The organism is Roseivivax sp. GX 12232, assembly GCF_021272185.1.
In the GTDB taxonomy this organism is placed as follows: domain Bacteria; phylum Pseudomonadota; class Alphaproteobacteria; order Rhodobacterales; family Rhodobacteraceae; genus Roseivivax.
Genome location: NZ_JAJSEC010000003.1, coordinates 1 through 25,899, shown reverse-complemented (window position 1 = coordinate 25,899; position 25,899 = coordinate 1). Strand labels below are relative to the sequence as shown.

The window sequence follows — 25,899 nt, the reverse complement described above, 5'->3', positions numbered from 1 at the left end:
GCTGTCACATTCTCCCTCGAGCGCCGTTTGATTCGGTCGTTTCTCCTCTTGTATCGAATGGCCTCTGTAGCCTTGTGGTCTCAGACCCGTGGTACCTATCTCATGCAACTGGAGAATCGCCCCTAAGCTCGGTCCAGAATCATTTCGTAGAGGTCACCTATGACGTCCGCCTTCGTCGGCACTCTGCGCGATATCGGATGATCTGGCTCGCCGATGTGGCCGATTTTGGTTGGCGGCTATCGAAGTTTGAGACGCCATCGGCCATCAGCGCAGCGTCCGTCTGGAGCAGGCCGGGCTTGCAGCCGCCGATTATTATTTCGGCTCTGACTTTCTGCACAGGCATGAATAAGGAACGATCGGCCGGGCAGCTCTGGAGCCAGCTCAGGTGATGCTGAAGGGGTGCTGCGGATGGTTGCTCTGGGCGGAAAGCGGAAGTTCGCCGCATATGAGACCAATGTCGACAGTGCGGACCCTTCCTGCCGTTCGGCGCGAGTGCTCGATTTGCGCTGCGGATTTGAAAGTCATCAAGAACGGCGGTGAAAAGCGGTCATTCTTTGTGCCTGCAAAGAAACATCAAGATACTCTGAAATGGTTGCAACCCAGTTTTGGAATGCGGAAAGCGCGACGGAAAAGTCTCTCGACACTTTTCTATCAATTTAGTTAACAACCCACAGCCTCCCAATCTGAATTGGTTCGACATCATGTTCGGGAAACGGAAGACCACAAACTCGGCAAGGCGACACACGTCACCGCGCCACGTTGTCGGAACGCCAGCGCAGTGATCGAAATCTAAAGTCTATCGCTGTCCCGCCAGTTCGACAGAACCGCGGCGGCAACACAAAAATGCTCGTGGGGGGCGCAGTGCTCTGGCGCCCCCCATTTGATCACTTGTGCGACTTGGCGCTGTTCTTCAGGACGCTGGGGTGGCCACGGGCTTGGATCTGACCACCCGTTCATTCAGCATTGACACCGCGGCACCTGCGATTAGGGCCCAAAAGGGCGCGCTGATGCTGAGGAACGACACGTTCGACATCGCCACAATCAGCGCGACAAAGGCACCGATCTGGTGGCCCGCATTGCGGTCGAAGGCGGATTGGAACGCGCTCAGAAGGACGGTAATCATCGCCAGACCCGCCACGGCCCCGATCAGTGGTCCGGGCAGCGCCATGATCAACGGCACCGCGACCCCGGCGAAGACCCCGAAGGCCGCGAACAGCACGCCATTCAGGACCGTGGCCGCATAGCGCCCCGTTGGGTTCTCGCCAGCCTGATCGGACGAACAGATCGCCGTCATCGGCCCCGCGATATTGGCATTATGGCCGCCGATCAGTCCGGCCAGCATGCCGCCGATGCCCGAGATCACGGTCATCGCGTTGATCGGCGGACGATAACCTTCGGCGTAGAGTACCCCGATGGCCTGGGCGTTCTCGGCCCCGATGACCAGCACGGCCAGCGGCACGGCGATGGCCAAGAAGGCGTCAACAGTGAATACGGGCGCGGTAAACTCCGGTGCGACAAAGCTGATTGCCGCTTCGCCTCCCTGGAAGCCTCCGGTCAGGGTCACGGCCACGAGGCCCACGATCAGTGCCGTCAGAACCGGCGGGACGGCCCGCAGGAAACGCATCGACAAGAAGAAGGCGATAGTCGCCGCACCGACCACGATGGGCAGCTTCTCGATCGAGGTGACCGCGCCGATGCCGAAGCGGATGAGCGCGCCTGCGATCATCGCCATCACGATGGGCATCGGCAGCCAGCGCATGACCTTGCCAATAAGCCCGGTGATGCCGAGCGCGAAGACCATCGCGCCTGCCATCAGAAATGCTCCGACCGCCTGTTCGAAGGGAAACGTGCCAAGCGCACCCGCGACCAGGGCTGCGCCCGGGATCGAATAGGCCCCGGTTACCGGAAGCTTGTAGTAAAGCGCCATGATCAGGCTGATCAGCCCGCCGAGGCCGTAGATCGCCAGAAGCCAGGCCACGGTCTGGCCCTCGGAGAGCCCGCCATTATTGGCCGCGCCGATTACGATCAGCGCCGGTCCCGAGCATCCGAAGATGGCCGCGACCAATCCCGCGCTCGCCGTCTTGATGCCCAGCGCCTCACGCAGGCCAGACAGGCCCGCGCCGAAACCCGGTCCTTTCTCGATCCAATTCGTCTGTTTTGTCTGTTCCATCTGGGTCTCCTCCCTTGAATGGGGTTACATGGCCATCTCAGCGGCCGGTGAATTCAGGCTTGCGCTTGGCGTGAAAGGCCTCGACGCCCTCCCGGAAATCCTCCGATTGCCTCAGGCGGCTGTAGTTCAGCCCTTCCATTTCGATTGCTGTGGTGAGAAGCGCATCGTCGGTGTCGTTCAGCAGCTTCTTCGCAGTGCGCTGCGCCATCGGGGAAAACTCGCGGAGCTCGTTAACGAGGTCGGTCACCGCCTGCTCGAGATCGCCGTCGGTCACGCATTCGGTGGCGATCCCCCAGTCGAGTGCTTGTTGACCCGGGATGCGCTTGGAACGCATGACGATGTCTTTGGTGCGGGTGACCCCGACGATCTTTTGCAGCCGTGCGGAGCCGCCCGAGCCGGGGATTTGGCCCAGCTTCTGTTCGGGCAGCGCGTAACGACAGGTCTCAGACACGATGCGGAAATCACAGGCCAGCGACAGCTCGAAGCCCACGCCGAACGTGTAGCCACGATTGGCCGCGATCACCGGCTTGGAGCAGCGCGCAGGCGCGGCGATGTTCCAAGCCAAATGCGAGACATGCTCGGGGCTTGCCTCAAGGAAGCCCTTGATATTGCCACCCGACGAGAAGTGCTCGCCCTCGCCCGAGATCACGATGATGCGCACGCGGTCATCGGCATCGAGAGTCTCGAAGACAAGGCGTAGCTGATCGCGTGCGCCCATCGAGATGACGTTGTAGGGCGGTCGTGCGAGGATGATGTCGGCGCGTTCGTTGCTCGCATCGAGCTGAACGTGGAAGCCGTCGAGCTCAGCGAGGCGCGGATCGGTAAAGGTCAGAGTTTCGGTCATGTGAGCGTCTTTCATGTCAGTGTCTTTCCTTGGGTTCATGCCGGTGTAGTTTCGGTAGGCTCGAGCTCGTATTCGCCCGCGACGAGCAGACGGCGGAGGAGCTTTCCGACCGGGGATTTCGGGATTTCGGTAACGAAGACGTAGCGGCGCGGACGGCGGAAATTGGACAGGTCCGAGCTGCGACAATGGGCGTCGAGATCGTCTTCGGTGACATCGCCGGCGCGCTTGACGAAGGCGGTTACGACCTTGCCCCAGCGCGCATCCGGCAGGCCGACCACCGCGACCTCGGCCACGGCCGGGTGCAGCGAGAGGCAACTTTCCACCTCGACGGGCGAGACGTTCTCGCCTCCGGTGATGATCATATCGTCGGCGCGACCCGTCACGAACAGATCGCCGTCGTCGTCGAAATGCCCGCAATCGCCGGTGAAATACCAGCCGTCGCGGATCGCCTTGCGGTCCGCCTCGGGGCGGTTCCAGTAACCCTCGAAGGCCTCGTCGCCCTGCATGGAGGCAACGATTTCACCTTCCTCGCCCGGCGCGCAGATCTTGCTGGCATCCGCCGAGCCGAGCGGCACCACGCGCAGGCGCTGATTGATCGCCGCGCGACCCGCCGATCCGGGCTTGGCCGCAGCGTCCTGGCAGATCGAGAAGGTGTAGATCTCGGACGAGCCGTAATGGTTCACGAAAAGATCGGGCTGAAAGGCCTCCGCCAGTTTCTGCAACAGGCCATCGGTCATCGACGCGCCGGCAAAGCCCAGCTTGCGCACGCTTGCGACCCGCTGCGGCGTGAACGCGGCGTGGTGGACAATGTCATGATAGAGCGTCGGCACGAGATAAAGGTTCGTGACCCGATACGTCTCGATGGCGTCCAACGCGTCTGGAACGTCAAAGCGCGGCTGGCAGATGAAGGCACCGCCGATCACGCTGGCCGACAGGAGCGACCGAATGCCCATGGTGTGGTAAAGCGGCATGACGCCCAGCGTCCGCTCGCCGTGGTGGTACAAGTTCTGCGCCACATGGGCGACGGCGGCGGCGCGCTCGGCCCGGTGTCGACGCGGCACGCCCTTGGGTTTCGAGGTCGTGCCGGATGTGTAGAGCATGACCGACAGATCCTCGGCCGCTGCTTGTGGCACCGCGTCGGGCGCGTGTCCCGCCAGCAGCGCCGCGAGGCCCTGATCGCCGCCCAGCGGTATGACTTTCAGGCCCTGCGCGAGCACCGATCCGGCGACCGCATCAGACGCGGCATCGTCATGCACCAGCACGCGAGTCGCGCTGTCGCGCAGCGCGTGGTCCAGCTCATCGGCGGTGACGCGCCAGTTCACTGGCGTAATGACGATCCCGGCAAGCTGGCAGGCCCAATGCAGCGAAGCATTCTCCCACCGGTTTTGCATTGCCGTTACGAGTGTGTCGCCTTTCCGCAGGCCGATCTGGCCAAGCCCGTCCACCAGCGCGCTGATCCGGCGATACCAGTCGGCGTAAGTGATTGTCTGGTCCCCTTCGGCGATGGCAATCGCCACGGGGTCGCGTTCCACGGACGCGAGAAAGCTGGTTCCGAGGTCAAGCATCGATTGGTCCTCCCTTGATGCGGTTCCGGGCGGCCAGCGCCGCCTGAACGATGGGCGCGTAACCAGTGCAACGGCACAGATGGCCCGAGAGCGCCTCGCGGATCGCGCCTTCATCCGCGTCCGGTTGGCGCAAAAACAGCGCGTCGAGCGTCATCAGGATGCCCGCGGTGCAGAAGCCGCATTGCAGCGCAAAATGCTCTCGAAAGGCCTCTTGCAGCGAGGTCAGCGCATCGTCTGTCGCGAGCCCCTCCACGGTGCGAACCTCGCAGCCCTCGGCTTGTTGGGCGAGCATCAGGCAAGCGCGCACGGGCTCCCCGTCGATCTGGACCGTGCACGCACCGCAGACGCCATGCTCGCAGCCCACATGGGTGCCGGTCGCGCCGATCTCGTGGCGCAGGACATCCGTCAGCAACATGCGTGGCTGCACACGCGCCGAAACAGGGCGTCCATTCAGGGTGAAGCGCACCGGGTGTGTCTCGTTTTGGGTCAGTCGCGGCATGAGAGAGCCTCCTCCAAGGTTGCGCGGCCGAGCTGCCGGACCAGATCGCGGCGATAGCGGGCGGTCGCATGCAGGTCGTCGCGGGCCTGCAAATGCCAGGCGAATTCATTCAAGCGGTCATCGAGACCCTGCGGGTCTGCGGGCAGATCGAGCGTGCGGGGAGTGTCGGCGACGCCGCCCACGCTCAGCGTGGCGGTGCCATCAGGTCGAGCGATGGCGGCGCAGGCAACGATGGCGAAATCGCCGTGTCGGCGCGCCACTTCGCGGAAGGAATATCCGGTGCCCGTCTGCCGGGCCGGGAAGGTGACCGATGCGATCATTTCGCCGGGGGCGAGGTCGGTGGACATCATGCCCTGAAAGAAATCGCGTGCCGCAACCTCACGCGTCTTGCGGCGGCGGCGCAGGGTCACGGTGCCGCCGAGCGCGATCAGGCACAGCGGCAGCTCGGCGCTGGGATCGGCATGGGCTACAGAGCCGCAGATCGTGCCGCGATTGCGCAGCTGCGTATGGGCGACCCAAGGCAGTGCCGCGTGCACCAAGGGCAGGCGATCTGCCAGGTCCGGCCAGCGCTCCAGCGTGCTCTGGCGCACGGCGGCACCGATGTTAATCCGGTCGGTATTGGCTTCGATCCGCGACAGCTCCGGGATGCGGGTGATGTCGACAAGCGTGGTGGGCCGCGCGAGGCGCATGTTGAGCATGGGCACCAGCGACTGACCGCCAGCAATGACGCGGGCCTCGGGGCCGCCTTGGTGCAGCGCCTCCAGCGCCTCACTCATGTCGTTGGCCACTACGAGATCGAACGGGGCGGGTTTCATGACCGGCCTCCCTTAATTACGCGATCAACAAGACCCCGCAGGCGAGCCAGGGCACCGCTGGACGCGCCGCCGCCGCAATGGCGCGCGAGGGCGCGAAAGAACTCGCCGATCACGACTTTCGCCGCGCCGTCCAGAAGCCGTCCGCCGACTGAGGCGACCTTGCCGCCGATCTCGGCCTCGTAGCGGTAGGCGATCTCGGTGCCGTCGTCGGTGTCGGTCAGGGTGATACGGCCTTGTCCACCGCCCGTACCGAGCGCGCCTACGGCCTGCCCCGAGAGGGTGACCGCGTTGGGCGGATCGAGGTCCGACAAGTCGATATCGGCCTTGTAGCGCCCCCGCACGGGCCCGACGCCCAGCGTCACATCCGCCTTAAAGCGTGTCTCGCCGACCTTCTGCACGCCGTGCGAGCCAGGAATGATCGCATCGAGCGTCGCGGGATCGAGCAGCATCTTCCAGACATCAGTGCGGCTGGCCTGCACCATGGCACGGCCTTCGCCCGTGAGCTTGCGCCCGCCCGTCGTGGCATCGGCCTTCGTCTCCGGCACTGGGTCTTTCGGGGCGGGCTCGTCGCCGAAGATACTCGGCGCGAGCTTGGCCGCGGTCACCGGCAGGACGATATCAGGTGCCTCACCTTCGGGGGCCAGCGCGTCGGCCACGGCGTTGGCGATACACACCGGCGTGGACATGCAATTGCCTTCGCCCACGCCCTTAGCCCCGAGCGGTGTGAAGGGCGACACTGTCTCGTGATGCAGGATCACCGGCTCGGGGACCTCCACCATCGTAGGCAGCAGGTAGTCGGCAAGCGTGCCCGAGCGGAAAGACCCATCGGGCCCGTATGCGTATTCCTCGAGGAAGGCCGCGCCGACCGCCTGGGCAAAGCCGCCCCTCACCTGACCATCGACCATGGCGGGATGCAGGATGCGCCCGCAATCATGCATGGTCACGTAGCGGTCGATCTTCGGCTCGGCTGTCTCGGGGTCGATCTCTATCCCGCAGAAATCGAAAATGAACCCGTGACAGAGCGAGGAATTGACCCCGTCGTCCGCCGTCGGTGCCTCCAGCTCGGGCGGGGTCCAGTAGACGGTCTCGCGCATGGTCTGGTCCACGCCGTCGGGCAGTGTGCCCGGCGACCAATGGGCCGTGGCGGCAACCCGTGCGAAGGACAGGTTATTGTCGGGATTGCCTGCGGCACCGATGCGGCCCGCCTCGAAGATCACGTCGTCCGGCGGGATATTCAGCTGCGTGGCCGCGACCTTTGCCAGCTTGTCGCGCAATCGCTCGGCCGCGATCTCGGTGGCACCGGCGACGGCGGGGGCAAAGCGCGAGGCGTAATTTCCCGAGGCGATGGACCAGGCATCGCGCATCGTGTCCACATCGGCCAGAACACGCACCGCGTCCATCGGCAGGCCGAACTTGTCGGCCACGACCTGCGCCAGCACTGTCCGGTGGCCTTGGCCCTGCGGGACGGAGGCAACCTTGACCGTAACCGAGCCGAGCGGGTCGATGGAGATGGTCGCCGTGGCCTGCGCACCGTTCTTCGGCCCGGCCTTGGCGCGCTCCTCAGGCGTCAGGACGGTGGTGATGTAGCCCATGTTCGACACCGAGGGCTCCACCACGCATGCGAAGCCGATGCCATAGCGCCGGCCTGCGGCGCGGGCCTTGTTGCGGCGGGCGTAAAGAGCGTCCAGCCCGCCTTCGGCGACCGCGCGATCCAGCACCTTGGCGTAGTCGCCCGAGTCGTAGAGGGCGCCGCTGGTCGTGCGGTAGGGAAAGGCTTCCGCGGGAATGAGATTGCGGCGGATGACCTCGAGCCGGTCCAGCCCGAGTCGCCGCGCGATGGTGTCCATCAGCCGCTCCAGCGCGAAATAGATCTGCGGCCCGCCGAAGCCGCGATTGAGCCCCGTCGGCGTCTTGTTGGTCAGCACGACGCGGTTGCGGATCGCCATGTTCGGGATGTCGTAGGCTCCGGTCATGTTGCCGTGCATCCGGTAGAGCGTGGCAGGCTCCGGCGCGCGCAGATGGGCGCCGCAATCCTCGATCTGATCCCAGTCAAGCGCGGTGATCCGGCCATCCGTCGCGACCGCCGCCTCGATCCGGGTCTGGCGATTGGTGGCCGAGACGCTGGCCGAAAGATGCTCCAGGCGGTCCTCGATCCACTTGACCGGCGCGCCCGCGATGCGCGCGGCGATGCCGGCAAGGATCATGTAGGGAAAGACGCCCTGCTTGATCCCGAAAGAGCCGCCGGAATCGGGCGGTGTGCGCAACCGCAGCCGATTGCCCGGCACTTGCAGCGACCTGGCCACCACCGCGTGGATCGAGAAAGGGCCCTGGAAATTTGCGGTGACGTCATAGGCATCCTCGCCCGGATCGTAGCTGGCGATCACTCCGTAGGTTTCGATGGGGGTGCAGGCGCTGCGCGGATAGGTGATGTCGATGCCGATCCGGTGCGGGGCGGCCTCGAACGCCGCCTCGGGATCGCCGTAGCGGAAGCGCCGTTCGTTGATGAGGTTGCCGCCGAGGCTTGGATGCAGCACCGGCGCATCGTCCGAGAGCGCCGCGACGGGATCGACCACCGCGCCGAGCGGGGCATAGTCGACCGCGACCAGATCCGCGGCATCCTCGGCCAGGTAGCGGTCGGTTGCCACGACCATGACCACCGGTTCGCCGACATAGCGCACGCGGTCGACAGCCATCGGCCAGCATTCGACATCGGCCTTCACGCCCACCGTCATCGACCGGGTGCGCGCGGCGAAGTCTTTTCCTGTTATGATAGCTACGACGCCGGGCGCGCGGGCCGCCTCGGCGGTTTCGACCGACCGGATTTCGGCATGGCCGTGCGGCGACCGCACGAAGGCCAACGCCAGCGTTCCGGGTGACACCGGCAAATCGTCTATGTAACGCCCGTGCCCCGACAGGAGTGCCGGATCCTCGACGCGTGCGACCGAGCGGCCGACAAATCGCTCTGTAACGGTATCTTTCATGTCTCCTCCCGGCTTGGCATGGACAAGCCTTCAGGAAGGGACGTTAGGCGCGCATCCGCAGGCCCCGCGATCCCGCCAGGTCTCGGACCTTACCAAGGAGTCTCAAAAACAGGGGTCAGTCGCAGTCGCGAAGCGCCGAGACATCGCGGAATACGCTGGGCGAGGAGCCGGCATGGTCGTGAAAGAAGCGCGAGAAATGCGCCGGCACCGAGAAGCCCAGATCGTCGGAGATGTCGGTGAAGCTGCGGGTGTCGTTTGCGACCGCCTGCACTGCGCGCTCGACCCGCTGGGTGTTCAGGTAGACACGCGGAGAAATGCCAGTTTCGGCCTCGAACAGCCGAAAGAAATGCGCGCGGGACACACCGATTTCGCGCGCCAACCACTCCATCGAGAGAATGCGGGCCGGGTCCGCGCGCATCAAAGCCAGGGCCCGCGCGATCCGCCGGTCGGGCGCGCGCATTGCCGTGGCCCGCGCCCGGAGCGACGGCTGCGCCTCGCGCCAAAGCGCCAGCCGCTCGACGATCGAGACCATCAACCGCCCGATCAGCCGCTCATGTGCTGCGGCGTCGCCCGGGGCCTGCACCATCGCCTCGGCGGTCTCGCCGACCTGGCGGCGGATCTGTGGGGTGATGGCACCGCCCGGATGCGGGAAAAAGCCCGGTCCCGCGCTCGCCTGCCAATTGCCGCGAAACGCGCCCAGCCAGTCCGGCTCGATGTAAAGCGCCAGGATGATCGTCGGCGGCTGGCCCGCGCAGTGCACGTAGCTGTGGTGTTCCCAAGCGTTTATGAGCACGGCGCTTTCATCGGTCAGCGCCACGCGCCGCCCGCCCACAACGAACTCGGTATCGGCACCCTCAACCTTCAGCAGCACGTGGCATTGCGCATGGGCATGCTTGACGAGGGGCCGGTCCATATCAAGCAGAGCGACCCGCCCGAACGTCCCGATAGCGATCCTCAGCGCAGACGACATCCGGAATCGTTACCAGTTTTCGCGATCCGGTCAATCTCGCTCGGCTGCAGGCATCATGACGGTTCGGCGTTTCGGGACCACGTCGGCGGCACTTGATAAGCCTGCAACGTCACCCGTTTGACAGATGCCGGATATCACGCTTAATCAACTTGATCGGAATTTCTTCTATCAATCGATCTACTTCGTTGGTTCGGAAATCTATTCACTGAAGTGAAGATGCACTAATACCTTGCTGAAGGCCCTTCGGCAGCACAGAAGCCAAATTCCTTTCAGTTCCACGTAGGCTTGAACTTCTTCTAAATCTCAGGCGTTCGAGAGAAGCAAAGCCTTACGTCGTCAGTCTTAGTTCACAGATGAAACTGTCAGAAATCGAATGATCGACTTGAGGGAAAGGCGCTGGCACCGATCATTCACTGCGCTTGCTACGGACGACAGCTCTGGGCCGTGAGCGCCTACCTGCTGACCCGGCGGGAAGCGGAAGTTCGCAGCGGTTGCAAACCGATCTCATTACAATGCCAGAAGCGGCCCCTACATCCCACGCGTTAGGCCGAGGACAAGACTGCAGAACCCTTTCAATTCGTCGGGACTTGTATCGCCATAGGGATCGCCATCGATCTCGGCATGGTTCTCTACCCGCGAATAGGCAATAATGTCCTTGAGGTCCTCAAGTGCACCTTTGAATGGGTGATCGTCGTGCGCATCGTTTAGGGTGCGGATGATTTGGTCGAGCGTCGCAGCTTCGCCAAAGAGACCGGGGTCAGCTTTGCGGTAGAAGTCCTCGCAGACAGTTCGCAGGCGCGACCTGATATAAGAAAGTTCGTGGGGCTCACCCTCGATGAACTCTTCAATTTTCATGCGCTCCGAAACATGGCGCGGTTGCGTCGAGCCAGGAATGTCGTAGGGCGTGATGGTCGTCACGCCGGGCGCGCCTGTTTGTAGCGCGAATGATCTGATCGGTTTCTGGTCGATCTTGTCCCACAGCAGGCGGAGGAATCCTTTGTCGTGTGACAGAACGATGGTCTGCTTCGCCCGGTCACAAACCCTTCTGATCTCTATGGCCGTGAACTGCCGCCTGAAATTGTCCAAGCTCGTGAACGGATCATCGAGTACGATGATCGTCTCACCGAGGTCCGGGTCCGCGTTGCATTGCGCCAGAAACAGCGCCAATGCGAGAACCGACTTGTCCCCGGCGCTGAGTGTGTTTCGGAAGCTCGGCGCACCGGTTGAATCTCCATTCGCTCGGGGTGAAACTGGAACTTCGTTGATCAGAATCTGGTAGCTGGCGGCAGGTTCCTTGCCGCGATAGTCGGGTTCTTTGTAATCAATCCGAAAGCCCGCATTCAAAAGCACGAGATAGGAGTTGATCGTCTTGCCGAGGTTTTCGGTTATGGTTTTTCCATGGGCGGTCAGTTCATCGCGAAGCTCGGCTTTCTCCTTTGCAATTTCGCGTTTCCGCTGCTTCTTCGATTGTAGGTCTGTGACCTTCATGATGATCTCAGCCTCAAAGCTATGCTTTCGGGCCTGGAGGGTTTTCAACTCGTTTGTGAGGTTTTCAAGCTGCCCGGCGTCAACCATGGCCTTAACGGTATCGACCTTTCGGTTGTATTCACCAAGTGTTGCATTGGCAGATTCGATGACCGCCCTCGCGCTCGTCCAGGCATCGATGGCTGCGCCAATTCGTTCCATGTCCAACGCCTCAGTGAGGTTTGCGGCTTTCGTCTTTAGAGCTGAATCCATTTTCGCAGCAGCGCGCTCCATCCCTGAGATCAATACTTCAAGGTCGATGGTCGCGGGGGCATCAATGCCCGCCGCTTCTCGCCAATATTCGAAATTTTTATCGTTGGATTTTACGACTTGTTCCGCTGCATTTCGAAAATCTCCATTTGAGTAGCGTAGACATTTTTTACGGAGTTTTTGAACATCTTGGGCCAGCTTTCGATACGCTTCGCTGAAGAAACGGCTATAGGCTTCCAGTAGCTTCCGATCTCTGAGTTCCTGGCCGCAGAATGGACAGGTGTCCTCCGCTTTGAAGGGCAGCCCCTGTTCCAGCCACGTTTCCAGCCCCGGCTCAGCCGGTTCTGCGCATTCATGCACTACGACATGTGACCTAACGGCTTCCACCGCGTCAGCGGCAATTCCTTCGACCGTCTGGCTGAGGGTTGAGGCGAAGGTCGTCGGATCGGATGGAAGTGAAAAAAGTGCTCGCGACTGCTGCGGCTTTAAGCTCTTTCGACTTCGCTGCGCGGGAAACTTCTGCCTGTTTCTCAGCGATGGCCGTATCGATGTCCGGGTCCTCTTCCAGACCTTGAAAGTCTGGCAGGCTCATGGCTGCAAGGCCTATCCCTCGAAGATCGGCTGTAAGCTCCGCTTCGAGGGCGCGAATGATCTTATTGTTCTCGGTGTTCGCTTCATCCAGCGACACGATCTGGCGAACGAGTTTCACGCCCTTTTCGCCAACAACGAGACCATACTGTCGACGTAGATGGTCAGATGAGACCGTGTCACCAGAATAGACATTGTCATTCACGAAGAGGCTGTCGAACACTGCCACGCGGCTTTGGGCCCCGTTCCAACTGCTTCGCTCGAAATTGGCCCGACCTGAATCAAACTGAAGAGAAATCTTCTGGTCCGGCCCTCCAGCGAGTGTCTTGCGGCCAACGATAATTTCAGGATCTCTGCGCGAGAGAGATCGCAGAATATCTGCAATCGTTGATTTTCCCCAACCGTTCTCACCAAACAAAAGTGTGCATTTTTCGAATCGAACATTTTGGGTCGGGAGCGCTTTCTCAAATCGACCGACATTTTCTATAACTGCTATCTTCTGTAACATAATGCCCCTTCAAAGTCCGCTTCAGGCCGCAAGTGAACGTGTAGTTACCCAGGCCAGGTCGCTGAGGCGTTGCATGTTCGTTGTGGCACTGTATCTTGCGGTCATGGAACTCAAATACCTTATCAAGCTCGTTGGTTTTGAAAGCGACGTCGAGCGCGGTGACGTTCTGACGCGCGATGGCGAGTATCTCGGCGTCTGGACATTTATCAAGGACGAAGACAACGAAACTGGTGTGATTCACTTTGTTGCGGACGGCGAAAGTGAGCCGATGTTCACTGAAAATGTTCCGGCTCTGAGTAGTGGAATGCGGACCGGGATGGCTATGAGCAATCTTTGCCGCTCCATCAGAGACTGGCACGAAAATTAGACGGGGAAAACACCACTGGCCACGACTGCGGTGATGGAGGTGCCGCGAAGGACTGGTTCTGGGAAGCTGCGATGCAGCTAAGGCCAATCTGGTGAGTGACCGCAGAGGGCCGGAAGTGTTTGCGCCAAACATCGGGGCAATCGGTTGTACCGCTCGGAGGTGCGGCGTGCTTTCGGCCAAGATACCGGTGCACAATTGATGTTCGATATGATCGTAGCCACTTGGCATTCGACATCCAGCAACAAGGTGGTCTCCATGGAACTGCACCCCGACTGGGAATACGTCGCCGACGCCGTCATGGGCGGCGTCTCGCAGGGGCGCATGTCATGCGAGGACTACCGAGGCCGGAAGGCGACGGTGCTACGGGGCAACGTCTCGCTCGACAATAACGGCGGCTTCATCCAAATCGCCTTCGACCTGTGCCCCGACGGGTCTGCCTTCGACGCCAGCGCCTGGAACGGCATCGCGCTCGACCTTTGCGGCAACGGAGAGACCTACGATATCCGCCTGAGGACCGACCCTTGGCAGTCGTTTCGGGTATCGGTCACCGCCACCGAAGACTGGCGGACGCATATTGTCCCTTTCGAGACCGTTACCCCGCACAGGACCGACGTCGCGTTCGATCCGAGCGGCCTGAGGCGGATCGGCATCCTCGCCATCGGACGCGAGTTCCATGCCGAGATCGCGGTGGCGGGCGTCCGGCTGTGCCGCTGCTGAGAACCTCGCGCGCGGCATAACCCGGATCTCGCATTCGCCATTATTTTTTCTTCGCCATTTCGGGCACCGGCCAATCTCATTCTCGACGCGGCGCAGATGGGCAGCGCGGCGGCGTTCTGACGCCGGTCCACAGGGGACCGGCACGGATGAGAAGGATCATCTCGAATGCCCAAGGACATCTTCAACCCCTCGCCCTGCGCGGGTTTCATAGTTGCCAACCGCGCCGCTCTTGCCTGCGCGGCCCATCTGCTCGGCGGACCAGCCGCCTCGATACGGGTCCAGTGCCTCGTCGACGACCTCTCGCTTGCGCCGCCTTTGACCAGGCGGTTGAACCGGGAACTCGACGCGCTCGAAGACCTGCTGGCACTGCGCCATGTTCACGATCTCGACCGCGTCGAGGCCGCCCGGTTCAATCGCATCGACCCGCTCGATCCGGCCGTGGAGGAGATCTGCCAGCTGCTCGATGGGTTGCGCGATGCCCGAGCCGCAGAAGCGCATCACGGCTGATCAATCTTACGCCCGGCGTGCTTCGCCGGGCGTGCCTTGCCTCGGAGACAGCCGCGGGACGGATACCGTCATTGGAAATTCGGCGGAGACACAGATTTCTTCTTCGGCTCTGCACGAAAGAGCCAACATCCGGACTACCAGCACCAAAACCGAAGCCTGCAACGACCAAGGAGAGATATCGACCCACGCGTCCTGGCCCAAAGCACATCCTGGCATCGGGCGATCTGACACCAGCAAGAAACATGTGGCAGGGGCCACGGGCTGGATGTCGGGAGTGCACTTATGTTCACCACCTCACCCATTGTCACGGATAGTGACGGGACCGACAAAGCCGTCGAGGCCGCCCTCGGCGCGACGGATTTCCTGCGCCGTCACGGCGCCGGATTGTGTGACCTGCTGGATCTGGCAGCAGGGCCGACCGCCTTCGATGCGCTCTGCGATCTGCATGCGCAGTCCGGATCCGTGTGCCCGGACACATACCTTGTCCGCGGCGCGCTGCGGACCATTCATGAAGCGCTCGCCTCAGTCCAGGCCAGCACGCTCGACGAGGTAAGCCTGCGCGCGGGATACTGCGTGGGTACCGCTCTGCGATGGTATGGCGCACGGATCAGCGACCTGCTGGCCGGGTTTCACTAACCCGCCAAAAAACTCATGAGTGAAGCCGCGGCCACAGGTGCCGCGGCTTTTTTCATGGGGCAATCATATTTCCGGAAATTGGATGGGCGCTGTCGCCGGATACTTGGCGCGGCCTCCGGCATTGGGGTGCGGGCCACCGAAGGAGAGCCCACCTATCACGGTCTCGCATCCTGAATGCGCGCAATCTTTCTACAGGTTGGCCGCCGACAGATTGATCTCTGCGAACGTCGAGCACCAGCCCCCCCTGAATTCCGAAGTAGCCCGCTTTGCGACGCCCAGGACGTGAACCTATCTTCCGTCCAAGGACCCGAACCTCCGGCCAGAATACCCAAAACAAAACGCGGCGATCACGCGCATTCAGCGTGATCGCCGCGAATTGGTTGTCAAATGGCCATTTCAAGCCCGCCGGTGGCTACGAATTGGCTGTCGGGACAGACCAACAGCCCCCCGCTCACCTCAGCCGCACTTCGAGTGACCGCAGCTCGCGCAGGTCATGCAGCCTTCGACCATCCGCATCTCGAACTGCCCGCAGGAGGGGCAGGCCTTGCCGCGGGGGGCGTCGAGGTTGACGACCGAGGCCTGGGGGTCGCTCTTCAGACCCATGCCCTCGCCCTCGAGGAAGCCGATCGCCAGAAGGTGCTGCTCGATCACCCCGCCGATCGCGGCCAGGATCGAGGGGATGTATTTGCCTTTCACCCAGGCGCCGCCGCGCGGATCGAAGACCGCCTTCAGCTCCTCGACCACGAAGCTCACGTCGCCGCCGCGGCGGAAGACCGCGGAGATCATCCGCGTCAGCGCCACCGTCCAGGCGAAATGCTCCATGTTCTTGGAGTTGATGAAGACCTCGAAGGGCCGCCGCCGGCCGCCGACGATGATGTCGTTGATCGTCAGGTAGATCGCATGCTCGCTGTCGGGCCACTTCAGCTTGTAGGTCGCCCCTTCGAGCGCCTGCGGCCGGTCGAGCGGCTCGGACATATAGACCACCTCGGCGCTCTCCTCGGTCTCGGAGACCAGCACCGGCTTCTCCTCGGCCTTGGGTTCGGCGTCCGACACGCTCAGCACCGAGCCCGTCACCTCGTTCGGGCGGTAGGTGGTGCAGCCTTTGCAGCCCGTCTCATAGGCCTGCATGTAGACGTCCTTGAAGGCCTCGAAACCGATGTCCTCGGGGCAGTTGATGGTCTTGGAGATCGAGCTGTCGACCCATTTCTGCGCCGCCGCCTGCATCTTCACGTGCTCGCTGGGGCTCAGCGTCTGGGCGTTGACGAAATACTCCGGCAGCTCGGCGTCGGCGCCGAACTTCTCGCGGAAGAGATGCACGGCGTAGTCGACCACCTCCTCTTCGGTGCGCGAGCCGTCCTTCTGCAGCACCTTGCGGGTGTAGGCATAGGCGAAGACCGGCTCGATGCCCGAGGAAACATTGCCCGCGTAAAGCGAGATCGTCCCGGTCGGCGCGATCGAGGTCAGAAGCGCGTTGCGGATGCCATGGGTGCGGATCGCCTCGCGGACGTCCTCGTCCATGTTCTGCATGTTGCCCGAAGCGAGGTAACCCTCGGCGTCGAAGAGCGGGAAGGGCCCCTTCTCCTTGGCCAGCTCGACCGAGGCGAGATAGCTCGCCCGGGCGATCTGCTTCAGCCAGACCTCGGTCTGCCGCGCGGCCTCGTCCGAGCCGTAGCGCAGGCCCAGCATCAGGAGCGCATCGGCCAGCCCGGTGACGCCCAGGCCGATCCGGCGCTTGTTCTGCGCCTCGAGCCGCTGGCTCTCGAGCGGGAAGCGCGAGGCGTCGACGACGTTGTCCATCATGCGGATCGCGGTGGCGACCAGGCGGTCGAGCGCCTTGGGGTCAAGCTCGGCCTTGGGCCCGAAGGGATCGGTCACCAGCCGCGCCAGGTTCACCGAGCCCAGCAGGCAGGCGCCATAGGGCGGCAGCGGCTGCTCGCCGCAGGGGTTGGTGGCGGCGATGGTCTCGACGTAGTTGAGGTTGTTGGCCTCGTTGATCCGGTCGATGAAGATCACCCCCGGCTCGGCATAGTCATAGGTCGCCCGCATGATGCGGTTCCAGAGGTCGCGCGCCTTCAGCGTGCGGTAGACCTTGCCGTCGTAGAGCAGCTCCCATTTGCCGTCGGCCTTCACGGCCTCCATGAAGGCGTCGGTGACCAGCACCGAGAGGTTGAACATCCGCAGCCGGGCGCTGTCGGCCTTGGCGGAGATGAAATCCTCGATGTCGGGATGGTCGCAGCGCATGGTCGCCATCATCGCGCCACGGCGCGAGCCGGCGGACATGATGGTGCGGCACATGGCGTCCCAGACGTCCATGAAGGACAGCGGGCCCGAGGCGTCGGCGGCCACGCCTTCGACCAGGGCGCCCTTGGGACGGATGGTGGAGAAATCATAGCCGATGCCGCCGCCCTGCTGCATGGTCAGCGCGGCCTCCTTCAGCATGTCGAAGATGCCGGCCATGCTGTCGGGGATCGTGCCCATGACGAAGCAGTTGAAGAGCGTCACCGCCCGGCCGGTGCCGGCGCCTGCGGTGATCCGCCCGGCGGGCAGGTAGCGGAAATCCTCCAGCGCCTCGTAGAAGCGCGGCTCCCAGGCCTTGGGGTCGCTCTCGACCTCGGCGAGGGATTTGGCGATACGGTGCCAGGTGTCCTCCACGCTGGCGTCGATGGGGCTGTCGTCGGCATCCTTGAGCCGGTACTTCATGTCCCAGATTTGCTCGGCGATGGGGGCGGCGAAGCGGGTCATAGTGTGATTCTCGGTCGCTGAGGTCGGGAACGGGTTTGCCCACAAGGGTTTGAAGGCCCGAGCGGGGGACCTACAATATAGGGGAAGAAATCGGGGAGTGCCATGGCAATCGTTCACCTTCTGAAGCTCTCTGCGGGGACCGAAAGCGTCGAAAGCCTGAACCGCTGGCAGGGCTCCGCCCGGGCCAAGGGGCCGGACGGGCTGCCGCGCCATGTCACCCGCATGTGGCCCAAGAAAGAGCAGCAGATTCTGGACGGCGGCTCGATCTACTGGGTGATCAAGGGATTGATCCAGTGCCGCCAGCAGATCCTCCGGCTCGACGAGGTCTCGGGCGGCGACGGCATCCGCCGCTGCGCCATCGTGCTCGACCCCGAGATCTTCCGCGTGACCCCGGCCCCGCGCCGCCCCTTCCAGGGCTGGCGCTATCTCGCCGACGAGGATGCGCCCGCCGATCTGTCCCGCGCCCGCGAGGACGACGACGAACTGCCGCCGGAGCTGGCCGGGGCGCTGGCCGAGCTCGGGGTGCTTTGAGGGGGCGGCGCGAAGTGCTTTAGGGCGCGGCGCCTCGGGGTGGTGTGATTTCGGGGCGTTGGTGACGCTCGGCGTCCGTCGTGGTTTGGGCGCTCGGGATGGTCGGGATGCTCGCTGGCAGTGCGCGCGTCGCTCGGAATGTCCCCTTCATCGCCCGCCCGTCGCCCGCAATCTTGCGCGGAGACGCCCTCTACCCTCCCCGGGCTCACAGCTTCGCAAGCCCGCGCGCCAAGCTTTGACCCGCTCCCACCACGCCCCTCCCTCGCACCCCGCATTGTTCGCATTCCCAGAGCCATCTGTGCGGGCGCGAACCTCCCCCGCTCTGGCCATTCGCCGCATGCTCGTTAGGTTCTGGCCCGAGACAACCCAATTCCCAGCCGCCCAAGGAGCGCCGAGATGAGCTATACCCCGCCCGAAGTCTGGACCTGGGACGCCGAGAACGGCGGCACCTGGGGCAGCCTCAACCGTCCGATCGCCGGGGCGACCCACGACAAGGAGCTGCCGGTCGGCAAGCATCCCTACCAGCTCTATTCCATGGGCACCCCGAACGGCGTGAAGGTCACGGTTCTCTTCGAGGAGCTGCTGGCCGCCGGCGTCTCCGAGGCCGAATACGACGCCTGGCTGATCCGCATCGGCGACGGCGACCAGTTCGGCTCGGGCTTCGTCGAGGCCAACCCCAACTCGAAGATCCCCGCGCTGGTCGACCGCACTGGCTCCGAGCCCGTCCGCGTCTTCGAATCCGTGGCTATCATGATGCATCTGGCCGAGCGTTACGGGAAGTTCCTCGGCAAGCCCGAGGACCGGCCGGAACTCCTGTCCTGGCTGATGTGGCAGATGGGCTCCGCGCCCTTCCTCGGCGGCGGCTTCGGGCATTTCTACGCCTATGCGCCCGAGCCGATGGAATACCCGATCAACCGCTACGCCATGGAAAGCAAGCGCCAGCTCGACGTGCTGGACAAGCACCTGGCCGACAAGGAATTCATGCTGGGCGCGGAGTATTCCATCGCCGACATGGCGATCTGGCCCTGGTACGGCAACATGGTCCTGGGCCGCGCCTATAACGCAGGGACCTTCCTGTCGGTGCATGAATACAAGAACGTGCTGCGCTGGGCCAAGGCGCTCGACGCCCGTGCCCCGGTGGCGCGCGGCCGCATGGTCAACCGCACCTCGGGCGAGCCGCACGAGCAGCTGCTCGAGCGCCATGACGCCAGCGACTTCGAGACCAAGACGCAGGACAAGATCGGCGCATGACCGGCCCGAACGCCGCGCAGGCCGAGTTCTGGAGCGGCGACGCCGGGCAGCGCTGGGTCACGCATCACCGTGACCTCGATCTTCTGCACGATGCCGTGCGGGCCCTGCTCATGGCCCGCGCGGCGCCGGCTCCCGGTGAACGGGTGCTGGACGTGGGCTGCGGCGGCGGGGCGCTGACGCTCTCCGCCGCCCGCGCCGTGGGGCCCGAGGGGGCCGCCCATGGCGTCGATATCTCGGCCCCGCTCCTGGCGCTGGCCGAGGCCGACCGCGCCGCGGCGGGTCTCGCGCAGGCGCGCTTTCTCGAGGCCGATGCCCAGGTGGGCGAGCTTCCGGGCCCCTACGACCTGGTGCTCTCGCGCTTCGGGGTGATGTTCTTCGACGACCCGGAGGCGGCCTTTGCCCGGCTCCGCGCCGCCCTGGCGCCGGGCGGGCGGATGCTTTTCGCCGCCTGGTCCGAGGCGCGCCACAACCCCTGGTTCGGCGAGGCCCGCGCGGTGGCCGTGGATCACCTCGGCGCCCCGCCCGCCGGCGATCCCGACGCGCCCGGCCCCATGGCCTTCCGCGACCCCGCCCGGGTGCAGGCGATCCTCGCCGCCGCCGGCTGGCGCGACATCACCGTCGAGCCCGTCGATCTGAGCCTGCACCACCCCGAGGGCTGGGCCGCGATGGAGCGCCTCCTGCCCGCGATCGGCCCGATCCCCTCGGTGCTGCGCGACATGGGCGGCAGCGCCGCCGACCGGGCCGCGATCCTCGCCCGGATGCACAGGCGTTGGGAGAAGTATCTCTCCGCCGACGGCATCCGCCTGCCCGCCCGGGTGAACCTGGTGGCGGCGAGGGGGTAGAGGGGGTGCGGGTTTGTGGGCGTGTTGGTCGGGGGCTTGAGCTGACCGGGGATGGCGCAGGCGGTCTCTCTCCTGACAGGCTCACCAGACGCCTTTCTCCCCTCCCAACCCGTCCAAACGGAGGGCGCGCGCCGGACCGGGGGCCGGCGCTGCTGACCTCTGAGCGGTGCGCTTTATCCCAGCAAGGTCAGGACTAGAGGCGATCTTAGCACGCCACCCCAAGGAGCGCCGGCCCATCGGGCCGGTCCGGCGCGCGCCCGGCACCTTCGGTGCTATTCGGGCGCAAGGGGGGCATGTGGAGGCGTGGGGCGCTGATCCGGCGGGGTGGTTGGGTTGAGCGGGGCGGAGCTGAGGCTTGGCAAGCCGAGCGGCTCCGCAGCAGCGGGCGTCAGTGACGGGCATCGCCCCCAAGAGGCTCACCCCAACCATCAGCCACAACACCCACCCCCAAACAACAAAGAGGCGGCCCACCCCGGGCCGCCCCTTCCAACCGGTCAAACCGAAGCCGCTTACTGCAGCGCCGACATCACCGCGTCCTCGGCGTCGCCGCCGTCCACGGTGGTCACGCCCTCGAGCCAGCCCGCGACCATGTCGGTGTTCTCCGACAGCCAGGCCGCGGCGGCCTCGTCGGGGTCCATGCCGTCGTTCAGGATCGCGCCCATGATCTCGTTCTCCATCTCCAGCGAGAAGACGAGGTTCTCGAGCAGCGCCTGCACGTTCGGGCAGTCCTCGCCGAAGCCGGCGCGGGTGTTGGTGTGCACGGTCGCGCCGCCGAGGTTCGGGCCGAAGTAGTCGTCGCCGCCCTCGAGGTAGGTGAGGTCGAAGTTGGCGTTCATCGGATGCGGCTCCCAGCCCAGGAAGACGATGGGCTCGTCGCGGTCCGAGGCGCGGCCGACCTGCGCCAGCATGCCCTGCTCGGAGCTCTCGCGGATGTCGAAGCCGCCGAGACCGAAGGCATCCGCCTCGATCATGTCGAGGATCAGCCGGTTGCCGTCGTTGCCGGGCTCGATGCCGTAGATCGTCTCGTCGAGCGCGTCCGCATGCTCGGCGATGGCGCCGAAGCTGTCGATGCCCAGCTCGGCACCGGCGGCATTGGTGGCCAGCGTGTACTTGGCGCCCTCGAGGTTGGTGCGCACGGTGACCACCGAGCCGTCCTCGCGGTAGGGCGCGATGTCGTTCTCCATGGTCGGCATCCAGTTGCCGAGGAAGACGTCGATATCGCCGTCGGCCATGGAGGTATAGGTCACCGGCACCGACAGGACCTTCACGTCGGTCTCGTAGCCCAGCGCCTGAAGCACGGTGGTCGTGGCGGCGGTGGTGGCGGTGATGTCGGTCCAGCCCACATCGGCGAAGCTCACGCTGTCGCAGGTCTCCTGCGCCGCGGCACTGCCGGCGACGAGGGCCAGCGCGAAAGCGGAAGTCAGCGTCGTTTTCATGTCGGTCTCTCCCTGAGATGTCTCAATCGAGTGTGGGGCGGATCATGCGGTTTTTGACTCGCGAGTCAAAGAACATTCCCGACATTTGCGCGACGCGCGCGCAAGCCCCTGGGATCACGACAGAAAAACCGGCGCTAGAGGTCCAGCTTGGCCAAGAGCTCGCGCAGGGTCTCGCGGGTCTCGGCGCTTTTCTCGGCGGTCCGCGAGCGGAAGAGAGTCGCCTGGCTGCGCAGGATCGGCTCGTCCGAGAGCACCCGCAGGTGGTTGGCCCGGAGCGTCTCGCCGGTCGAGGTGATGTCGGCGATGGCCTCGGCGGTGAGGTTCTTCACCGTGCCCTCGGTGGCACCCTGGCTGTCGACCAGCGCGTAATCGGCCACGCCGCCGTCGCGCAGGTAATGCCGCACCAGCCGGTGATACTTGGTGGCGATCCGCATCCGGAAGCCGTGCTCGGCCCGGAAGGCCGCCGCCGCCCCGTCGAGATCGTCGAGCGTGGTCACATCCACCCAGGACTGCGGCACCGCGAGGATCAGGTCAGCGTGGCCGAAGCCCAGCTCGGCCAGCGCCTCGACCTTCTGGTCCCATTGCACGAGTTTCTCGTGCACCAGGTCGGTGCCTGTCACGCCCAGGTGGATGCGCCCGGCGGCCAGCTCGCGCGGGATCTCCCCGGCGGCCAGAAGCACCAGCGAGACACCTTCGATGCCGGTGACCCGCGCGGCGTATTCGCGCTCCGAGCCGGTCCGCTCCAGCGTGATGCCGCGCTGGCCGAACCAGTCGAAGGTCTTCTCCATCAGCCGGCCCTTGGAGGGCACGCCCAGCTTCACGCTCATGCCGCCGCTCCAATCTCGTCCAGAAGGTCGGGCCGGATCACCCCGCCCACGGCGGGGATGCTGGCGCCCTGCCCCAGCCGTTCGGTCAGCGCGTCGTAACGCCCGCCGGTGGCGACCGGCGGCAGGTCGGGCCGCCCCTCGGCGTAGAAGCCGAAGACAAAGCCGTCGTAATATTCCATCGAGCTGCGCCCGTAGGCGGCCTCGAAGTCCAGCGTCGCCACGTCCACGCCGCGCGCCTCGAGCGCGGCGCAGCGCCGCTCGAAACGGCCCACTGCGGCGCGCAGGACTGGGAAGTCCATCGCCAGGTGCTTGAGATGGTCGAGCGCATAGGGGCAGGTCTCGGAGACGCCCAGGAGCTCGTCGATCATCTCGACCTCGCTCTGCGCCAGCGGCGGGGTCTCGGCCTCGGCGCGCAGGGTGGCGATCCGGGCCTCGACCTCGGCGCGGCTGCGCAGGCCGATCTCGGGCCCGGCGCCGTCAAAGGGGTCCTCGGCGGCCAGCAACGCGGCCCGCGCCTCGGGCATCGGGGTCTTGCCGGAGAAGCGGTTGATCAGCGCGCGGAAGCGGCGCGGCCGCCAGATGTGGCGCATCAGCGCGCGCCGCCGCGCCTCGCTGGTCTCGAGCCCGGCCACCGCGGCCTTGAGGATGCCGATGTCGCCGGTCGCCGCGCGCAGGGGCGCGCTGCCCAGCGCGCCGCGGATCGCGGCGAAAACCTCGGCGTCGGCGGCATCGGGATCGGCGCGGTCGAAGACCTCGTAGCCCACCTGCAGGTATTCCGAGGCCCGGCCCGGGAAGTCCTCCTGCCGGCGGAAGACCTCGCCGGCATAGGTGTAGCGCGCGGGCTCGGCGCCATGGGCCATGTGCATCTGCACCACCGGCACGGTGAAATCCGGGCGCAGCATGCGCTCGCCCCGGCCCGGGTCCTGGGTGACATAGGCACGGGCGCGGATGTCCTCGCCGTATAGATCCAGCAGCGTCTCGGCGGGTTGCAGGATCTCGCAGTCCACCACCCGGGCGCCTTCCGCCTCGAAGCCGCCCCGGAGCGCGAAGGCCCGGTCGCGTGCCGCCCGGCTGCTCATGACCGGCGGTCCAGGATCTCTTGCACGCGGGCCACCAGCTCGGCGCGCGGGGCCTCGAACTGAGAGGGGCGTTCCTTCCACTCCTCGAGCGTGGCGTTCTCGGCGATCTCGGCGCCCAGCACCAGGTCCTTGATCTGCACCCGGCCGTTGTCGAATTCCTCGGAGCCCGCGATCACCGCCACCGGCGCGCCGCGCCGGTCGGCATATTTGAGCTGGTTGCCGAAGTTCTTGGGGTTGCCGAGGTAGACCTCGGCGCGGATGCCTTCCTGGCGCAGCTCGGCGACCATGGCCTGGTAGTCGGCCATGCGCGCGCGGTCCATGACGGTGACCACGACGGGCCCCTCGGCGCGGGCCCCCGCGCGGCCTTTCTCGCGCAGCGCCGCCAGCAGCCGGTCGACGCCGATCGACACGCCCGTCGCGGGCACCGCCTGGCCGGTGAAGCGCTTGACCAGGTCGTCGTAGCGCCCGCCGCCCGCGACCGAGCCGAACTGCCGCTTGCGGCCCTTCTCGTCGAGGATCTCGAAGGTCAGCTCGGCCTCGAAGACCGGCCCGGTGTAATAGCCCAAACCGCGCACGACCGAGGGGTCGATGACGATGCGGTCGTCGGCATAGCCCTGGGCGGCCAGAAGCGTCGCGATCTCGCGCAGCTCGCCCACGCCCTCGGCGCCAAGCGCGCTCTCGCCCACGGCCCGCTGGAGGTTGTCGAGCGTCTCTTCGGCGCCCGCACCCTTGGAGGTCAGGAAGGCGATCACCGGCTCGGCCTGTTCCGCCGCCAGCCCCACGCCGTCGATATAGGCCCCCGAGGCATCGAGCCGCCCCTTGCCCAGGAGCTCGCGCACGCCCGCCTCGCCGACCTTGTCGAACTTGTCGATGGTGCGCATCACCGCGGCCTTCTGGGCCTCCTCGGTCACGCCCATGGCCTCGAGCACGCCTTCCAGCACCTTGCGGTTGTTGACCCGCACGAGGTAATCCCCGCGCGCGATCCCCACCTCTTCCAGCGCGTCGCAGAGCATCGCGCAGATCTCCGCATCCGCGGCCACCGAGGGCGCCCCCACGGTATCGGCGTCGCACTGGTAGAACTGCCGGAAGCGGCCCGGCCCGGGCTTCTCGTTGCGCCAGACCGGCCCCGTGGCATAGCGCCGGTAGGGCGTCGGCAGGTCGTTGCGGTGCTGGGCATAGACCCGCGCCAGGGGCGCCGTCAGGTCGTAGCGCAGCGCCAGCCAGTCGCCCTTGCCGGCCTCCTCGCCTTCCTGCCAGGCAAAGACCCCCTCGTTCGGGCGGTCGACATCGGGCAGGAACTTGCCCAGCGCCTCGACGGTCTCCACCGCCGAGCTTTCGAGCGCCTCGAAGCCGTAGCGGTGGTAGACGGCGGTGATCCGGCCGAGCATCTCGGCCCGCTCGGTCACCTCGGCGCCGAAATAGTCGCGGAAACCCTTGGGCGTCTCCGCCTTGGGACGGGGCTGTTTCTTCTGTTTGGCCATGGTGTAAGGCTCTGGATTCGGGGGCTGGGGATCGCGCGGCCTCCTCTAGCCGCTCCCGCCCCGGGGGGCAAGAACGCCAGGAGCAAGCCATGGACGACAGAGTGCAGCGCATCGAGGAACGGCTGGCCGATGTGATCCGCCAGGTCGAGGACCTCTCGGATCTCGCCGCGCGCCAGGACCGCGAGATTGAGCGGCTCTCCACGCGGGTCGCCATGCTGCTCGAACGCGAGGCCCAGCGCGAGACCGAAGGCGGCGGCGCGCATCTCTACGGCGACGAGACCCCGCCGCACTACTGAGCGCCTGCGCCGCAGGGGCCCCGGCCACCGGCAGGCCGCCCGAGGGGCCTGCCCCGCCGCACGCCCGACACGGGGCTCGGCCACCGGCTCACGGCCTCCTGGACTAAGTGCCGCCGCCCGCTCTTAACGGCCCGCAGTCGCGCTACGCCGTCCCGCGCCGTCGGCTCCACACAGCCCGAAGTCGCGCACGAAGGCGGCCCGCACGCAGCCGCGTGCGCCACACGGCCCTCAGTTGCGGCAAACCGCACATGTCCGCGCGCCGCCACCCGCGCCACGCCGCCGCAAGCCCACACGCCACCCCACGACGCGCAGCACCACAGCCAGCCCGACACCCCCAAAAGATCCCGCACCCACAACCGGCGGCACCCTCCAGGCCCGACGCACACCCGCGCACCCAGCGCACCCCCTTCGCCCTTCAGCTTGTCCAAATACCTCGGGGGTGAATGCGGGCGGCACGCCCGCAGAGGGGGCAGAGCCCCCTCACCGGGTCCGGGGGGCCCCCCCCGCCCCCCC

22 protein-coding genes are annotated in these 25,899 nt (G+C 65.2%); 8 read left to right on the top strand and 14 right to left on the bottom strand.

What is annotated here, in order from left to right; all coding sequences use genetic code 11:
* Positions 1 to 910 precede the first annotated feature (910 nt).
* The 9 genes from LR948_RS06625 to LR948_RS06585 all read right to left on the bottom strand — a co-directional run bounded on the left by LR948_RS06625 (position 911) and on the right by LR948_RS06585 (position 12,674).
* Positions 911 to 2,170 (bottom strand): benzoate/H(+) symporter BenE family transporter, encoded by a 1,260-nt coding sequence (locus LR948_RS06625; RefSeq protein WP_232753206.1) that lies wholly within the window; start codon positions 2,168 to 2,170, stop codon positions 911 to 913.
* A gap of 37 nt (positions 2,171 to 2,207) precedes the next feature.
* On the bottom strand, positions 2,208 to 3,014 hold the full coding sequence (locus tag LR948_RS06620; RefSeq protein ID WP_232753205.1) for an enoyl-CoA hydratase/isomerase family protein: 807 nt from the start codon (positions 3,012 to 3,014) through the stop codon (positions 2,208 to 2,210).
* Between the two features lie 35 nt (positions 3,015 to 3,049).
* Positions 3,050 to 4,579, bottom strand: coding sequence for an AMP-binding protein (locus tag LR948_RS06615; RefSeq protein ID WP_232753204.1), 1,530 nt, complete (start codon positions 4,577 to 4,579; stop codon positions 3,050 to 3,052).
* Positions 4,572 to 5,078, bottom strand: coding sequence for a (2Fe-2S)-binding protein (locus LR948_RS06610; RefSeq protein ID WP_232753203.1), 507 nt, complete (start codon positions 5,076 to 5,078; stop codon positions 4,572 to 4,574). Before LR948_RS06610 ends, LR948_RS06615 begins: the two co-directional genes overlap by 8 nt.
* Positions 5,066 to 5,893: a xanthine dehydrogenase family protein subunit M gene (locus tag LR948_RS06605; protein WP_232753202.1), complete on the bottom strand. Its 828-nt coding sequence runs from the start codon at positions 5,891 to 5,893 to the stop codon at positions 5,066 to 5,068. Before LR948_RS06605 ends, LR948_RS06610 begins: the two co-directional genes overlap by 13 nt.
* Positions 5,890 to 8,874 carry a molybdopterin cofactor-binding domain-containing protein gene (locus LR948_RS06600; RefSeq protein WP_232753201.1) on the bottom strand — a complete coding sequence of 995 codons (2,985 nt, stop codon included), beginning with the start codon at positions 8,872 to 8,874 and terminating at the stop codon, positions 5,890 to 5,892. Before LR948_RS06600 ends, LR948_RS06605 begins: the two co-directional genes overlap by 4 nt.
* A 115-nt stretch (positions 8,875 to 8,989) precedes the next feature.
* Entirely contained in the window at positions 8,990 to 9,844 is an 855-nt protein-coding gene (locus LR948_RS06595; protein ID WP_232753200.1) for an AraC family transcriptional regulator, read from the bottom strand.
* Between the two features lie 528 nt (positions 9,845 to 10,372).
* Positions 10,373 to 11,938, bottom strand: a complete 1,566-nt coding sequence (locus tag LR948_RS06590; protein WP_232753199.1) for an AAA family ATPase — start codon at positions 11,936 to 11,938, stop codon at positions 10,373 to 10,375.
* Between the two features lie 31 nt (positions 11,939 to 11,969).
* Positions 11,970 to 12,674 (bottom strand): hypothetical protein, encoded by a 705-nt coding sequence (locus LR948_RS06585; protein ID WP_232753198.1) that lies wholly within the window; start codon positions 12,672 to 12,674, stop codon positions 11,970 to 11,972.
* Positions 12,675 to 12,747: 73 nt separating this feature from the next.
* Here LR948_RS06585 and LR948_RS06580 point away from each other — a divergent pair, with 73 nt between their 5' ends.
* From LR948_RS06580 to LR948_RS06565, 4 genes are all read left to right on the top strand, one after another.
* Entirely contained in the window at positions 12,748 to 13,041 is a 294-nt protein-coding gene (locus tag LR948_RS06580) for a hypothetical protein (RefSeq protein WP_232753197.1), read from the top strand.
* Positions 13,042 to 13,239: 198 nt separating this feature from the next.
* Positions 13,240 to 13,758, top strand: a complete 519-nt coding sequence (locus LR948_RS06575) for a CIA30 family protein (protein ID WP_370634887.1) — start codon at positions 13,240 to 13,242, stop codon at positions 13,756 to 13,758.
* Between the two features lie 165 nt (positions 13,759 to 13,923).
* Positions 13,924 to 14,265 carry a hypothetical protein gene (locus LR948_RS06570; RefSeq protein ID WP_232753196.1) on the top strand — a complete coding sequence of 114 codons (342 nt, stop codon included), beginning with the start codon at positions 13,924 to 13,926 and terminating at the stop codon, positions 14,263 to 14,265.
* Between the two features lie 282 nt (positions 14,266 to 14,547).
* Entirely contained in the window at positions 14,548 to 14,901 is a 354-nt protein-coding gene (locus LR948_RS06565; RefSeq protein ID WP_232753195.1) for a hypothetical protein, read from the top strand.
* 456 nt (positions 14,902 to 15,357) lie between these two features.
* Here LR948_RS06565 and LR948_RS06560 read toward each other — a convergent pair whose 3' ends face one another.
* Entirely contained in the window at positions 15,358 to 17,643 is a 2,286-nt protein-coding gene (locus LR948_RS06560; protein ID WP_232753194.1) for an adenosylcobalamin-dependent ribonucleoside-diphosphate reductase, read from the bottom strand.
* Positions 17,644 to 17,745: 102 nt separating this feature from the next.
* Between LR948_RS06560 and LR948_RS06555 the strand changes: the two genes are divergently transcribed.
* From LR948_RS06555 to LR948_RS06545, 3 genes are all read left to right on the top strand, one after another.
* On the top strand, positions 17,746 to 18,174 hold the full coding sequence (locus LR948_RS06555) for a DUF1489 family protein (RefSeq protein ID WP_232753193.1): 429 nt from the start codon (positions 17,746 to 17,748) through the stop codon (positions 18,172 to 18,174).
* Between the two features lie 396 nt (positions 18,175 to 18,570).
* Positions 18,571 to 19,425: a glutathione-dependent disulfide-bond oxidoreductase gene (gene yghU / locus LR948_RS06550; protein ID WP_232753192.1), complete on the top strand. Its 855-nt coding sequence runs from the start codon at positions 18,571 to 18,573 to the stop codon at positions 19,423 to 19,425.
* On the top strand, positions 19,422 to 20,267 hold the full coding sequence (locus LR948_RS06545; RefSeq protein ID WP_232753191.1) for a class I SAM-dependent methyltransferase: 846 nt from the start codon (positions 19,422 to 19,424) through the stop codon (positions 20,265 to 20,267). The genes yghU and LR948_RS06545 overlap by 4 nt, the downstream gene beginning before the upstream one ends.
* A 509-nt stretch (positions 20,268 to 20,776) precedes the next feature.
* Here the strand turns inward: LR948_RS06545 and choX are convergent.
* The 4 genes from choX to hisS all read right to left on the bottom strand — a co-directional run bounded on the left by choX (position 20,777) and on the right by hisS (position 25,090).
* On the bottom strand, positions 20,777 to 21,703 hold the full coding sequence (gene choX, locus LR948_RS06540) for a choline ABC transporter substrate-binding protein (RefSeq protein ID WP_232753190.1): 927 nt from the start codon (positions 21,701 to 21,703) through the stop codon (positions 20,777 to 20,779).
* Between the two features lie 134 nt (positions 21,704 to 21,837).
* The gene (gene hisG, locus LR948_RS06535; protein WP_232753189.1) at positions 21,838 to 22,530 is read right to left on the bottom strand and encodes an ATP phosphoribosyltransferase; all 693 of its coding nucleotides are present in this window, start codon (positions 22,528 to 22,530) and stop codon (positions 21,838 to 21,840) included.
* Complete coding sequence (locus LR948_RS06530; RefSeq protein ID WP_232753188.1) at positions 22,527 to 23,609, bottom strand: ATP phosphoribosyltransferase regulatory subunit; 1,083 nt, start codon at positions 23,607 to 23,609, stop codon at positions 22,527 to 22,529. The genes hisG and LR948_RS06530 overlap by 4 nt, the downstream gene beginning before the upstream one ends.
* Positions 23,606 to 25,090: a histidine--tRNA ligase gene (hisS, locus tag LR948_RS06525; protein WP_232753187.1), complete on the bottom strand. Its 1,485-nt coding sequence runs from the start codon at positions 25,088 to 25,090 to the stop codon at positions 23,606 to 23,608. The genes LR948_RS06530 and hisS overlap by 4 nt, the downstream gene beginning before the upstream one ends.
* 89 nt (positions 25,091 to 25,179) lie before the next feature.
* Here hisS and LR948_RS06520 point away from each other — a divergent pair, with 89 nt between their 5' ends.
* A complete protein-coding gene (locus tag LR948_RS06520) occupies positions 25,180 to 25,386 on the top strand; it encodes a SlyX family protein (protein ID WP_232753186.1) in 207 nt (68 codons plus the stop codon).
* The last annotated feature ends 513 nt before the right edge of the window (positions 25,387 to 25,899 follow it).

What these genes read in the sequence shown, in the direction of transcription:
- LR948_RS06625 (WP_232753206.1), bottom strand. Translation starts at nt 2,170, where the DNA reads ATGGAACAGACAAAACAGACGAATTGGATCGAGAAAGGACCGGGTTTC.
- LR948_RS06620 (WP_232753205.1), bottom strand. Translation starts at nt 3,014, where the DNA reads ATGACCGAAACTCTGACCTTTACCGATCCGCGCCTCGCTGAGCTCGAC.
- LR948_RS06615 (WP_232753204.1), bottom strand. Translation starts at nt 4,579, where the DNA reads ATGCTTGACCTCGGAACCAGCTTTCTCGCGTCCGTGGAACGCGACCCC.
- LR948_RS06610 (WP_232753203.1), bottom strand. Translation starts at nt 5,078, where the DNA reads ATGCCGCGACTGACCCAAAACGAGACACACCCGGTGCGCTTCACCCTG.
- LR948_RS06605 (WP_232753202.1), bottom strand. Translation starts at nt 5,893, where the DNA reads ATGAAACCCGCCCCGTTCGATCTCGTAGTGGCCAACGACATGAGTGAG.
- LR948_RS06600 (WP_232753201.1), bottom strand. Translation starts at nt 8,874, where the DNA reads ATGAAAGATACCGTTACAGAGCGATTTGTCGGCCGCTCGGTCGCACGC.
- LR948_RS06595 (WP_232753200.1), bottom strand. Translation starts at nt 9,844, where the DNA reads ATGTCGTCTGCGCTGAGGATCGCTATCGGGACGTTCGGGCGGGTCGCT.
- LR948_RS06585 (WP_232753198.1), bottom strand. Translation starts at nt 12,674, where the DNA reads ATGTTACAGAAGATAGCAGTTATAGAAAATGTCGGTCGATTTGAGAAA.
- LR948_RS06580 (WP_232753197.1), top strand. Translation starts at nt 12,748, where the DNA reads ATGTTCGTTGTGGCACTGTATCTTGCGGTCATGGAACTCAAATACCTT.
- LR948_RS06575 (WP_370634887.1), top strand. Translation starts at nt 13,240, where the DNA reads ATGTTCGATATGATCGTAGCCACTTGGCATTCGACATCCAGCAACAAG.
- LR948_RS06570 (WP_232753196.1), top strand. Translation starts at nt 13,924, where the DNA reads ATGCCCAAGGACATCTTCAACCCCTCGCCCTGCGCGGGTTTCATAGTT.
- LR948_RS06565 (WP_232753195.1), top strand. Translation starts at nt 14,548, where the DNA reads ATGTTCACCACCTCACCCATTGTCACGGATAGTGACGGGACCGACAAA.
- LR948_RS06560 (WP_232753194.1), bottom strand. Translation starts at nt 17,643, where the DNA reads ATGACCCGCTTCGCCGCCCCCATCGCCGAGCAAATCTGGGACATGAAG.
- LR948_RS06555 (WP_232753193.1), top strand. Translation starts at nt 17,746, where the DNA reads ATGGCAATCGTTCACCTTCTGAAGCTCTCTGCGGGGACCGAAAGCGTC.
- yghU (WP_232753192.1), top strand. Translation starts at nt 18,571, where the DNA reads ATGAGCTATACCCCGCCCGAAGTCTGGACCTGGGACGCCGAGAACGGC.
- LR948_RS06545 (WP_232753191.1), top strand. Translation starts at nt 19,422, where the DNA reads ATGACCGGCCCGAACGCCGCGCAGGCCGAGTTCTGGAGCGGCGACGCC.
- choX (WP_232753190.1), bottom strand. Translation starts at nt 21,703, where the DNA reads ATGAAAACGACGCTGACTTCCGCTTTCGCGCTGGCCCTCGTCGCCGGC.
- hisG (WP_232753189.1), bottom strand. Translation starts at nt 22,530, where the DNA reads ATGAGCGTGAAGCTGGGCGTGCCCTCCAAGGGCCGGCTGATGGAGAAG.
- LR948_RS06530 (WP_232753188.1), bottom strand. Translation starts at nt 23,609, where the DNA reads ATGAGCAGCCGGGCGGCACGCGACCGGGCCTTCGCGCTCCGGGGCGGC.
- hisS (WP_232753187.1), bottom strand. Translation starts at nt 25,090, where the DNA reads ATGGCCAAACAGAAGAAACAGCCCCGTCCCAAGGCGGAGACGCCCAAG.
- LR948_RS06520 (WP_232753186.1), top strand. Translation starts at nt 25,180, where the DNA reads ATGGACGACAGAGTGCAGCGCATCGAGGAACGGCTGGCCGATGTGATC.